The organism is Paenarthrobacter sp. NPDC057355 (genome assembly GCF_042667405.1).
Taxonomy (GTDB): domain Bacteria; phylum Actinomycetota; class Actinomycetes; order Actinomycetales; family Micrococcaceae; genus Arthrobacter.
In genome coordinates this window covers 173,029-185,413 of record NZ_JBHVAL010000002.1, presented here as the reverse complement: position 1 = coordinate 185,413, position 12,385 = coordinate 173,029, and the positions used below count along the sequence as shown (strand labels likewise).

At 59.9% G+C, this 12,385-nt stretch carries 10 protein-coding genes; 7 read left to right on the top strand and 3 right to left on the bottom strand.

Annotation, left to right across the window (positions count from 1 at the left end):
- Positions 1-184: 184 nt before the first annotated feature.
- The 7 genes from ACFUOZ_RS04785 (at position 185) to ACFUOZ_RS04755 (ending at position 7,840) form a co-directional block, all read left to right on the top strand.
- On the top strand, positions 185-802 hold the full coding sequence (locus ACFUOZ_RS04785) for an acyltransferase (RefSeq protein ID WP_373458764.1): 618 nt from the start codon (positions 185-187) through the stop codon (positions 800-802).
- Positions 799-1,890, top strand: a complete 1,092-nt coding sequence (locus ACFUOZ_RS04780; RefSeq protein WP_377545280.1) for a DegT/DnrJ/EryC1/StrS family aminotransferase — start codon at positions 799-801, stop codon at positions 1,888-1,890. The genes ACFUOZ_RS04785 and ACFUOZ_RS04780 overlap by 4 nt, the downstream gene beginning before the upstream one ends.
- Positions 1,890-2,876, top strand: a complete 987-nt coding sequence (locus ACFUOZ_RS04775) for a Gfo/Idh/MocA family oxidoreductase (protein ID WP_377545278.1) — start codon at positions 1,890-1,892, stop codon at positions 2,874-2,876. Before ACFUOZ_RS04780 ends, ACFUOZ_RS04775 begins: the two co-directional genes overlap by 1 nt.
- Before the next feature lie 184 nt (positions 2,877-3,060).
- The gene (gene glf / locus ACFUOZ_RS04770) at positions 3,061-4,245 is read left to right on the top strand and encodes a UDP-galactopyranose mutase (RefSeq protein WP_377545276.1); all 1,185 of its coding nucleotides are present in this window, start codon (positions 3,061-3,063) and stop codon (positions 4,243-4,245) included.
- A complete protein-coding gene (locus ACFUOZ_RS04765; RefSeq protein ID WP_377545274.1) occupies positions 4,242-6,251 on the top strand; it encodes a glycosyltransferase in 2,010 nt (669 codons plus the stop codon). Before glf ends, ACFUOZ_RS04765 begins: the two co-directional genes overlap by 4 nt.
- Positions 6,252-6,253: 2 nt before the next feature.
- A complete protein-coding gene (locus tag ACFUOZ_RS04760; RefSeq protein ID WP_377545272.1) occupies positions 6,254-7,111 on the top strand; it encodes an ABC transporter permease in 858 nt (285 codons plus the stop codon).
- Positions 7,112-7,840 (top strand): ABC transporter ATP-binding protein, encoded by a 729-nt coding sequence (locus tag ACFUOZ_RS04755; protein WP_377545270.1) that lies wholly within the window; start codon positions 7,112-7,114, stop codon positions 7,838-7,840. It abuts the gene before it with no gap.
- 218 nt (positions 7,841-8,058) lie between these two features.
- On the opposite strand, the gene ACFUOZ_RS04750 is transcribed toward ACFUOZ_RS04755, so the two are convergent.
- The 3 genes from ACFUOZ_RS04750 to ACFUOZ_RS04740 form a co-directional block, all read right to left on the bottom strand.
- Positions 8,059-10,302: a hypothetical protein gene (locus tag ACFUOZ_RS04750; protein WP_377545268.1), complete on the bottom strand. Its 2,244-nt coding sequence runs from the start codon at positions 10,300-10,302 to the stop codon at positions 8,059-8,061.
- A 100-nt stretch (positions 10,303-10,402) separates the two neighbouring features.
- Positions 10,403-11,431: a UPF0104 family protein gene (locus ACFUOZ_RS04745; RefSeq protein WP_377545266.1), complete on the bottom strand. Its 1,029-nt coding sequence runs from the start codon at positions 11,429-11,431 to the stop codon at positions 10,403-10,405.
- Positions 11,428-12,183, bottom strand: a complete 756-nt coding sequence (locus tag ACFUOZ_RS04740) for a glycosyltransferase (RefSeq protein ID WP_377545264.1) — start codon at positions 12,181-12,183, stop codon at positions 11,428-11,430. The genes ACFUOZ_RS04745 and ACFUOZ_RS04740 overlap by 4 nt, the downstream gene beginning before the upstream one ends.
- Positions 12,184-12,385 lie beyond the last annotated feature (202 nt).

Genomic DNA, 12,385 nt, shown 5'->3' with positions numbered 1-12,385 from the left:
TTCGAACCAGTGTGCACTCCAACGTCATGCCTTTTCCTCCCTTTCCACCACCATCGTCGTGGACGGCTGGAGGGGGCCGCAGTGTCCGATCGGCCGTATGTGGATAACTCCGGCCGCTCAACGGCAGACCAGGCTTTGACGCTATGGCTTTGTGTCTCGGCTAAGATGAAACTCGTTGTCGCGTGTGCTCAATGAGGAAGGACCTTCACCGGTGATAGTGGTTGCTGAGAGCGCCGATGTTTCAGACGAGGCGGTAATTGGTGATGGATCAAAGATCTGGCATCTGGCCCAAGTCCGCGAGCAGGCCGAATTAGGCGTCAATTGCATCGTCGGACGCGGGGCCTACATCGGCTCCGGAGTCAAGATGGGGGACAACTGCAAAGTCCAGAACTATGCACTTGTCTACGAGCCCGCGGAACTGGAAGCCGGGGTCTTCATTGGTCCCGCCGTAGTCCTGACGAACGACACCTACCCCCGGGCGGTTGCCCCGGACGGAACGTTGAAGAGTGCCCATGATTGGGAGCCAGTGGGCGTCACCATCCGTGAAGGCGCATCCATTGGAGCCCGAGCTGTATGCGTTGCTCCCGTGACTATTGGCCGGTGGGCCACCGTGGCAGCGGGCGCCGTTGTGGCCAAGGACGTTCCGGATTTTGCTTTGATGGTCGGAGTGCCGGCCAAGCGCCATGGTTGGGTCGGCAAGGCCGGCTTCCCGCTGCAGCGCAGCGGCGATAACTGGGTATGCCCGGAAACCGGCGCCACATATGTTGAACAGAACGAGACCCTTCGAGAGGTAGAGGCATGAGCCCCGAATTCATTCCCCCCGCCAAGCCCATCATCGGTGATGATGAGCGCAAGGCAGTAGAGGCTGTTCTGGCCTCCGGCCAACTTGCACAGGGTTCGGAGGTTGCGTCCTTTGAACAGGAATTCTCGCAGGTCCTCTTGGACGGCCGGGCGGCTGTGGCAGTCAATTCCGGAACGTCCGGCTTGCACCTCGGGCTCCTTGCCGCAGGCATTGGTCCCGGCGACGAAGTCATTGTTCCGTCATTCACCTTTGCCGCTACAGCCAACTCCGTGGCATTGACGGGCGCAACCCCTGTCTTCGCCGATGTGGACATCAACCACTACACGCTGGATCCCGCGTCGGTCGAGTCGAAAATCACTGACCGGACGGCCGCCATCATGCCGGTTCACCTCTACGGCCACCCTTTTGACGTGGACGGAATCGGCGCAGTCGCTGCCAAGCACGGCGTAAAAGTCTTTGAAGATGCTGCCCAAGCCCACGGTGCCGCAGCCAACGGCCGCAAGGTGGGTACCTTCGGCGACTTTGCAATGTTCAGCCTGTACCCCACCAAGAACATGACCTCCGGCGAAGGCGGCATGGTCAGCACCGGTTTGGCCGACGTCGAACGGCGGCTTCGGTTGCTGCGGAACCAGGGCATGGAACGCCAGTACGAAAATGAGCTGGTTGGCTTCAACGCCCGCATGACCAACATCCACGCAGCGATTGGCCGCGTTCAGTTGACCAAGGTCGAGGGCTGGACGAAGACCCGTCAGGAGAACGCGGCGTTCTTCGATGCAAACGTCGAAGGTGTCGTTACCCCGAAGGTTGTAGAGGGCTACGAGCACGTCTATCACCAGTACACCATCCGCATCGCCGAGGATCGTGATGGTTTCGCCAAGGCTCTGCGCGAGGAGTACAACGTGGGCTGCGGCGTGTACTACCCGATCCCCAACCACCGTCTCGCCCCGTTCCAGACCTCTGATGACCTGCCGGTCACCGAAGAAGCAGCGTCCACCGTGCTGTCCCTTCCTGTGCACCCGTCGTTGAGCCAGGATGACCTGGACAGGATCGTTGCGGCTGTCAACGCTGTGGCAAAGGCAGGTAGCTAGTGGCTAATCTGCGCGCTGGCCTCATCGGACTTGGCATGATGGGCCGTCACCACGCACGCGTTATCCGCGAGCTTGACGGTGTCGACCTTGTTGCCGTTGCTGATTCCTTTGGGGACCCCCACAACGTAGCCAGTGGCTTGGAGGTGTGCAGCACCGTTGAGCAGCTCATCGAGCAGGGCATCGATATGGCTGTTGCAGCCGTGCCGACAATCCTGCACGAGGAAGTTGCCTTGCAGCTTGCCGAAGCCGGAGTGCACTGCCTGGTGGAAAAGCCCATCGCCAATGACTCGGTGTCGGGCCGTCGCATCGCCGAGGCTTTCGATGCCAAGGGCTTGATCGGTGCCGTGGGGCATATTGAACGCTTCAACCCATCCCTGCAGAGCCTTCGCGACCGCCTTGGCAATGGCGATCTCGGCGAGGTTTACCAGATCTCCACGCGCCGCCAGGGTCCCTTCCCCTCGCGGATCGCCGATGTTGGTGTGGTCAAGGACCTCGCGACCCACGACATCGACCTCACGGCATGGTTGGCTCAAAGCAACTTCGTCAACGTGGTGGCGCACACCACTTCCCGCAGCGGACGCGAACACGAAGACATGGTCACAGCCATTGGGCACCTCAAGGATGGGGTCGTTACCAACCACATCGTCAACTGGCTCTCTCCCATGAAGGAACGCACCACTGTTGTTCTGGGCGAGCGCGGTGCGTTCATTGCCGACACGATTTCGGCAGACCTGACGTTTGTCGAGAACGGCACTTTCCAGACGGACTGGGACTCCATCGCGGCCTTCCGTGGCGTCTCCGAAGGTTCTTCGACCCGCTTTGCTTTGGCCAAGCGTGAACCATTGAAGATGGAACACGAGGCTTTCCGCGACGCGGTCCTCGGCAAGTCCATGAACATTGTCACAATGGCTGAAGGGCTTGAGACCCTCCGCGTCGCTGAGGCCGTGCTCAAGTCGGCCGAAACCGGCGCCGTCGTCGCGCTTTAGCCGAAGGATACTTCGCACATTTGAACGGGAGGCTGGCGCTGGCCAAGCCTCCCGTTCGTTTTTCAGGTCAATCGCTGCCGTCCTTCCGCGCGCCCCCGAATCGGGATTAGATCGTAACGTCGGGTAGCCTTGACCAGTAGACGTGGGCATTTCTGTGCCCGCACGCCAATACACAGGAGAGTTTGTGAACGCTGATCTCGTCGTCGTCGGCTCGGGTTTCTTTGGCCTGACCATTGCAGAACGCGCCGCTACCGAGTTGGGGCTGAAGGTTGCGGTGCTTGATCGCCGTCACCACATTGGTGGAAACGCCTACAGCGAGAACGAAGCAAAGACGGGAATCGAGGTGCACCGCTATGGAGCCCACCTCTTCCACACGTCCAACGAACGCGTTTGGGAGTACGTGAACCGGTTCACCAAGTTCACCAACTACCAACACAAGGTGTACACCAGCCACAAGGGCGAGGTGTACCCCATGCCCATCAACCTGGGCACCATCAACCAGTTCTTCCGCTCGGCCATGAGCCCCTCGGAAGCGAAGGCGCTTATTGCCGAACAGGCCGGCGAACTTGCCGGAACGGATCCCCAGAACCTGAATGACAAGGGCATCCAGCTGATCGGACGCCCGCTGTACGAGGCGTTCATCAAGCACTACACGGGCAAGCAATGGCAGACGGATCCCAAGGACCTGCCGGCGGAGATCATTTCCCGCCTTCCCGTGCGCTACAACTACGACAACCGCTACTTCAATGACACCCATGAGGGGCTGCCCGTTGACGGCTACACCGCCTGGATTGAGCGTATGGCGGATAATCCCAACATTGAAGTTGTCCTCAACACGGACTTCTTCGACGACGGCGAGTTCGGCCGCTCCTCTGTCCTTGGCCAGGTGCCTGTTATCTACACCGGCCCGGTGGACCGCTACTTCGACTACGCCGAGGGAGACCTTTCCTGGCGCACGATCGACCTTGAGGAAGAGGTCCTGCCCATCCAGGACTTCCAGGGTTGTGCCGTTATGAACTACCCCGATGCCGAGGAAAAGTACACCCGCATCCACGAATTCCGCCACTTCCACCCGGAGCGCGACTACACCAAGGACGCTACGGTCATCATGCGCGAGTTCTCGCGTTTTGCTGAGAAGGGCGATGAGCCTTACTACCCCATCAACACCTCCGACGACCGCCAGAAGCTTCTTGCCTACCGCGATCTCGCCAAGGGTGAGAAATCGGTGCTGTTCGGTGGACGCCTTGGTACCTACAAGTACCTTGACATGCACATGGCCATCGGCTCGGCACTGTCAATGTACGACAACAAGATCAAGCCGCACTTCACCGGCGGCGCAAAGCTTGAAAGTGGGGGAGTGGACGCGTGACCGCCACAACAAATGAAAGCCAGGAGATCGCCATGACGGCTGCTACCGCCGCGGATGTTCCCGGTTCAACGGAAGAAAACCTGCGGATTGTTCAGCGGGTCATTTTCCCGGCGAACCGCGACCTTGACACCCTTCCCCTCTACGTGGATCCCGACACGAGCACGGTCCAGAAGGGCAGCCAAGGAAGCTCGGAAGTGCAGGCAGTAGGCATCGCCCGGCAGCTTCACCCCGAAGACATCCTTGACCGTGGTTCCGTCCAGGTCCGCCGCGGAGAACGCCTCTCATTCGGTTCCTACTTCAATGCCTTCCCTGCCAGCTACTGGCGTAAGTGGACGATTGCCACGAAGACCGTCCTCCACCTCGAAACCGAGGGCGAAGGCACCATCATCGTCTACCGCTCCAACGCCCGTGGAGCTTCCCAGCGCGTGGATTCCGTACTGGTTGAAGGGTCCGCTGCCAACGATTTCGAATTGACGCTGGCACCGTTTGGCGACGGCGGCTGGTACTGGTTCGACCTCATCGCCGGCGGCGAGGGCATGGCGCTGAAAAGCGCCCACTGGGCCGTGCCCGACGAGGGTCGCCCCCACGGCCGTGTCACCTTGGGTGTCACTACCTTCAACCGTGCGGACTACTGCCTGGAAACCATCAAAGCCATTGATGGCGATGCCGGGCTCCGGGAAATCCTTGCCGAACTGATCATCGTCGACCAAGGCAACAAGAAGGTCGCCGACGAAGCCGGCTTTAACGCCGTCGCTGAATCCATGGGTGACCAGCTGCGGATCATCAACCAAGGCAACCTTGGGGGTTCGGGTGGTTTCGCCCGGAACATGTACGAGATGCTCGTGTCCGACAAGAGCGATTACGTCATGCTGCTCGATGACGACATCGAACTGGAGACAGAGGGCGTGATGCGCGCGGTAGCGTTCGCCGACCTTTGCAGGAAGCCGACCATTGTTGGCGGTCACATGTTCGACATGTACAACAAGTCGGTTCTGCACGCCTACTCCGAGGTGATCAACTTCTACCGGTTCCTCTGGGGTCCGGTAGAAGGTCTGGGGAACCACGACTTCTCGCAGGCGGGTCTGCGCTCAACGCCGCAGCTGCACCGCCGCTGGGACGCCGACTACAACGGTTGGTGGATGTGCCTCATCCCGAAGGCCGTGGTTGAGACCATCGGGCTCTCACTGCCTGTGTTCATCAAATGGGACGACGCCGAGTACTCGCTTCGTGCCCGCGCCGCCGGCTTCCCGACTGTAACCCTTCCTGGTGCGGCAGTCTGGCACGTTTCCTGGGCCGATAAAGACGACTCTGTGGACTGGCAGGCTTACTACCACGAGCGGAACCGCCTCATCGCGACTCTCCTGCACTCGCCGTTCCCCAAGGGTGGTCGAATCCTCCGGGAGAGCCTGAACGCGGACATCAAGCACCTGGTCTCGATGCAGTACTACCCTGAGCAGGCCCGCGTTATGGCCCTGCGTGATGTCCTGGCCGGACCAGGCGATCTTCACAAGCAACTGCCCACCACCATGCCGAAGCTTCGTGCCATGCGTGATGAATTCCCGGACTCCCAGATCAAGACGGACCCTGCCGCCTTCCCGGAGGTCTTCCGGAAGCGTCCGCCGAAGAAGCCCCAGTCCTACAAGCAGCCTGGTGCCCTGGGCCTTCTTCCGTGGGCTGTCAAGACAGTCTTGAAGCAGACGCTGGCTCCTGTGCGGGACACCGCCAAGGCCAACCCGGAGGCCCAGGTGGCCCACCAGGACGGAAAATGGTGGAGCCTGGCGCACCTGGACAGCGCGGTGGTCTCGAACGCAGATGGCACCGGCGCATCCTGGCACTTGAGGGATCCCAAAATGGCCCGCCAACTTGTGGTCGAATCCGCCAGGCTGCACGCGCAGCTTTTCTCCAACTGGGAGACCCTCCGCACGCAGTACCGCGATGCACTTCCGGAGATTACCTCGATGGAATCCTGGCGCAAGACGTTCGAAGCATCGGAGCCTAACAAGTAGCAATGGCCACTTCCACTGATACATATGCTGTTCCGGGGGTAGGCGCCGGTCTGCTGGACGTTTACCGACGCCGGTACCTCCTGAAGTTGATTGTCCGTAAGGAACTCCGGGTCCGCTACCGTGGTTCGGTCCTCGGCCTGGCCTGGTCCTATGTCAAGCCCTTGGTCCAGTACGTGGTGCTGTTCTTCGCCCTGGGCATTGTGCTGCGTGTTGGGGACCAGATCCCCAATTACGCGCTGTACATGTTCTCCGGCGTCATCGTGATCAACTTTTTCTCCGAAGCGTTCTCGAACGCCACGCGCTCCATTGTTTCCAATGCTGCCTTGGTGAAGAAGATCTACCTGCCGCGTGAGCTCTTCCCGGTTGCTTCGGTGTGGGTAGCTGCGGTTCACTTCCTGCCGCAGCTGGTGGTGTTGCTGGCCGCTGCATTGCTGACGGGCTGGCACCCGGACGTTTTCCAGCTTATTGGTGCGGCATTGGGCTTTGTCATTGTGGCAGTGACGGCTACCGGTCTCGGTTTGCTGGCTGGTGCCATCAACGTCTTCTTCAGGGACGCGGAGAACATCGTCGACATGCTGATGATGATCGTCACGTGGACCTCACCCGTTCTATACGACTGGACCATGATCCGCCGCCTGGCCCCGGAATGGGTGCTGGTGATCTACCAGCTGAATCCCATCACCGTCGCCGTCGAGCTCTTCCACTGGGCGTTCTGGTACCCCACAGTCAACCGGCCTGTTGAACTGCCTCCACACCTGATGTGGACGGGACTACTCGGGCTCGGGATGGCTGCATTGTTCCTCATCATCGGCCAGCTCGTCTTCCGACGACTTGAGGGCCATTTTGCGCAGGAGGTCTAAATGGGTGCTGCTGTAATAGTCAAGGACCTGAAGAAAACATTCAACCTACGCCACTCGCACTCCTTGAAGGAGACGCTTGTTTGGCTTGTTAAGGGACGTCGAGGCGAGCTCACCAAGAAATTCGATGCCCTCCATGACGTCAGCTTTGAAATTCAGCCGGGAGAAACTGTTGCCCTGCTGGGCTTCAATGGTTCAGGCAAATCAACTCTCCTGAAGCTCATTTCCGGCGTCATTTTGCCTGACAAAGGCACGGTTCGCACCAAGGGTCGCGTGGCCGGACTGATCGAGGTGGGCGCGGGTTTCCACCCTGACCTGTCCGGGCGCGAGAACGTGTTTCTGAATGCGGCCATTCTTGGCATGACGGAACAGGAGATCAACGAGAAGTTCGAAGACATCGTAGCCTTCTCCGAGATTGAACAGTTCATCGACACCGAGGTCAAGTTCTATTCCTCCGGTATGTTTTTGCGCCTCGCCTTTGCAGTGGCGGTGCATACCCAGCCGGATATCTTCCTCGTGGACGAAATCCTGGCCGTGGGCGATGAGCCGTTCCAGCGGAAGTGCCTCGCCAAGATCAAGCAGCTTTCGGACGAGGGACGAACGCTTGTGGTTGTCAGCCACGACCTCGACATGATCTCCAGGATCTGCGACAGGGGAGTAGTGCTCTCCTCGGGCACTGTACAGTTCGAAGGTCCTGCCGAGGAAGCCGTGGCTTGGCTACGGGAGCGCTGATTACCTAAGGGGCGGAATACGCCTGTCATAGGAGTCCAAAAGGCCGTTGCACCCCTGTTCAAGGAGGTACAACGGCCTTTTGTTGTCGGACCGCCCGCCCCGGACCGCCCGCCCTACCGTGAATGGTGGGTAGGGGCGTCAGTGTCACCAAGCATACGAAAAGAGCGTCCAACCCCCTTTGGAGTGGACGCTCTTTCGTGCTGCAGACTGCCAGCGGGCTACACGGTAACCCTCTCGGCAGGTTCTTCGACAACCTGCCCGGCAGGCTTCCCGCGGCGGTGGCGCCGTACGTAGTGGAATACGGTGAAGAGCAGAATTCCGAACCACGCGGCAGCCTGTGCTGCCAGTCCCATGGTGAGTCCCGGCGTCGTGAAGGAGATGTCCACGGTCTTGGCACCCGCGGGGAGGTCCACCATGATGACGCCGGCTGGGCCCTGGGTCAGTTGCTGCGTCTGGCCATCTACCTTGACGGTGTAACCGGGCCAGGCGAGCCGTGCGAAGGTAAGCTTCCCGCCGCTGCCATTGCCAGACAACTGGACGTGCTCGTCATTACCGTTCCTCGTGGCGTCCTGGACTGTAATGCCGTCAGACACCCACGACACCGTGCCGGGGTGCGGCAGGGGGTTCTGGCGCTGGAGGATCGTCCGAGTCTCGTCCGATGCCACAATTGACCAACCCGGTGCAATGTTCAGCTGATCCGGAGCGATCAGGGTCTTCTGGACGGCGACGGTCTCAACCTGGAGGACGTCGGCCAGAGTCGCATTGATTTCCGGTGATGCCTGCTTGAACAACTCCGTGTAGGCCAGCGGGCACGTTTCACCGCGGTAGTTCATGCACAGGGCATTGACGTACGTAGTGAAGCTGATTCCGCTGTAGCGGCCCATGCTGTTGTTGACGTCGGCATTGAGGATCTGGTTGCCGTAGAGGAGGCGTCCCTCGGTGAATTCCTCACCAGTGATCTTCATGGTGTTGAAAATCTGGATGGTATTGCCCTTGTAGTTGCTGGTCGAGTCCCGCAGGGTATCAGCATCCACGGGAGAGCCGATGCCGGCCACTGCGTTGTTGGGTACGAACTGCCGGGACTGCATGCCCAAGGTGGCTATGGTGCCGATGACCATCACGGCGGCAAGGCCACGGTATCCGAACCGCTTCCAACCAAGGACAGCAAGCGCAACAAGGACCAACGTCACGGCGAGCGTGAAGATCTGCCACTTGCCGCCCTCCGGCACCATGGACCACGCGCGGTAAGTGCCGAAGCCGAGAATGGCCACGGTGATGACCAGGCGCTTCTTCCAGGCAGTCGTTTTCAGGCCCGCCGATGCGACAACAGCCACCAGGACAATGACACCCAGGTACACGTACTCGATAAGACGGATGGGCCAGCGGAAGACCAGAACCTGGGAAGGAGCAAACGTCAGGAGGAAATAGATTCCCGTGATGATGTAGATGCTGAAGATCTGGCGGGACCGGTTGCGGAAGCTCCGGAAGTCAAGCCAAGGAAGCAACGGCAGGACGAACCAGGCCAGGTAGCTCGACGGAACGTTGTCGATGGGGGCCCAGAAGTTGTTGATCCGGGGCCTCATGGAGGAGGTACTCATCGTCAAGAGGGAAGACATGTCAGGCGAGAGGAACAGATCGTTGAGAATCTCGCTCTGCTGGCGCACTGTAACTGCGGAGCTCAGGGGCAACGGGAAGTACACCAGGACGGCGGTCAGACCAACCAGCGCGCCCACGATGACGATGGGAATCAGGCGGCGCCAGTGCCGCATCAGCATCAGCTCGATGGCAACCGCAGCGAGAACCAGGATCACGCCGATAGCGCCATAGGGATTTCCCGCCGTCATGGTCATGAAGCCAAGAAGGAACGGCAGGAACGGTGAGGTGTTTCGGCGCGCATAACGGCGCACGGACCACCAGAAGACCGTGATCCAGGCAAACGCCATCAAGCCGCCCGGCCAACGGGCCGCTTCATAGAAGAGGGTAAAGCCGCTGAACGGAATGGCTACGCCGGCGGCAAGGGCCAGTGGCCTGTTGGAGCCGTAATCGCGGGCGAGCATGTAGGTGCCAAAGGCCAGCAACGCGATGAACTGGACGATGATGAAATAGCTCGCCAGCGACAGGTTCTCGAAGTTGGAGACGATGACGGAGTTTACGATGTTGACGGGGTTGAAGATTCCATAGCCCACTTCGGCAACAATGTTGCCGCCAACCCAGCCACCGGGTTCCATCAACGGGAAGCGGCCGGAGCGGATTTCCTCACCCATGTGCCGCCACAGGGGAAGGAACGACTGCATCATGTCATCCCAGTAGTAGAACGTGGGATTGAACAGCCTGGGGATGATGGAGGAGATTGCTGCGATGGCGGCGGTAACGATGCCCCAATGCCAGTCGTGCTGCATGAAATAGCGCCGTCTGGTGACCGGCTGGCGCTGGGCAGTGGCCCCGGAGGTTACTGCTGTCATGGTCGTACCTTGCTCCTTAGCGCGCGGCATGAGTTTGAATATTGGCCAGAAGAACGCCCGGGAATCCTGAAACACCCGGGCGCGGCAAGTACCCACTGCATCAGCTGGGCTCTGAGGTGGTTTCTTCTGCTGTCTTGGCAGCTGACTGCTGGCGCCACCGGAAATGTATAAAAGCGATTCCGACGCAGAGCAGGTCCGCTACGGTAAACATGATCCGGGAAAGCGCGGCAATTGCCGTTGCGGCACCGGCCGTCATCATGCCAGCCAACGCGAGGATGAGGATGGCCTCCCGCGCACCCACACCGGCGGGAAGCAGGAACGCGAGGACGCCCAAGGTCATTCCGAGCGCGAGTGCTCCGGTGAGGACGAGGAACGTTGCAAGATCCAAGGTTGCCTCGTGACCCACCAGAATCCAGAGGTGCAGACCGAAGCAGAGGTACATGAGGACGCCAAGGATGAAGGCCTTGACCATGGTGTTGGCCTGGATGCGCTCGGGAAGCGGCGGCCGGCGGAACACCTTGAGCACGAGGTTGACCAGGAAGGTTACGACGTTCGGGTTCATCGCCAGGATTACGACGGGCAGGATGACGTACAGCCATTGCAGATTGGGCTCGCGCTGTACAAGGATTGGCAACGCTGAAGCTCCGACCACCAATGCCGCACCGATGGTTATGCCGGTGCTTACCAAGGAGGCTACGAAGACCTGGGCCCTCGCAATCCCGTGCTTGCGGCCCAGCTCCATCTGGAGGACGAATGCCCAGACGGAACCCGGCAGGTATTTGCCGATCTGCCCTACGAGGTAGATCTGGTTAAGGACCAATCCCGGGGGCTCGACGTCCACTGCCCTCAGCAAGCTGGTCATGACGACCCGCCACATGTACATGCCGAGAAGAACTCCCGGAATGAGGGCCAGCAGGGATAGCAGGATTTGCCACCATTCCAAGGCGAAGACTGTGGCTTGAACTTGAGGCCATTGGACTGCAATGAAGTAGACAGCAGCAGCAAAAACGATGACCACGAGGGCGCGCCGGGCGAAATCCACCAGCTTTGCTTTGGTGGATTTCGCGGGTGGCTGCTCCAGGTTCACGTCGTTGTCGTTCGAAGGTGTTTCCGCGATGGATCCCGTCATGGGGCGTGCGTCCCTGCGCTGGGAGCCGCTGCGAGTTCACTCTTCCGGCGGCGCATCGCCACCAGGCCCTTGAACATCTTGACGACGTCGGCCGTCCGGATGGTGGTTTCGCCAGGTTCGTCGTCGGGGGCCAAGGTGACAGGGACTTCCACGATGTCGAATCCCTGCTTCTCAGCGGCGTAGACAACCTGCGTGCTGAAGAGGAAGCCAGGATCGTCAAAGCGGTGGACCATGCTCCGCAACCAGCCGCCGTCGACTATCAGGGTGCCCTGGGAATCGCCAACCTTAGATCCAAGAATCACTTGTCGGAGCGTCTTGAAGCCGAAAGTAGTGAGGCCCCGCAGGGGGCTGCGCTGGATGTTCGAATTCTTGTGTGCTTTGGAACCAATGACCACGTGCGGCTTGGCTGTGAGCTTTGCGTCTTCGTCAAGATCATCCGTCCCGAAGGGGAGATCATCTGCGGTGAGGAGGACCCGCCGACCGGAGCTGGCTTCGATGCCCTTCCGGTAAGCGTTTCCCATCCCTTTTTCGCTTTGGAGAACATGGAACGTCACATTCGGAGTGTCCACCGCGTGCTCGCGCGCAACCTGAAGTGTGTTGTCGGAAGATCCGTTCTCCACGATGATGATCTCGGAGTTGCCACTGGTTAGATAGCCGGAAAGGCGCGCCATGGTTGCCGCCAATATCCGTTCTCCGTTATAGACCGGGATCACAACGGAGAGATCCGGTTGGCCTGCCTGGTCGAAAGTCAAGACTCTCCTCGGTAGTTCCTGCCGACGAATTCTTGACGCCAGCCGCAGCCCGCAACGCTGGCGTCACGAGGTCCTTGCAAACCCTCAGTCTAGTTCATGAGTGCAAACGTTCCGTGGAAGCAAGGATGCGCCCATGGAACCCAGACAACGAAAGGGGTGCACCGGATATTCTCCGATGCACCCCTCCAAACGGCAAGCCGGC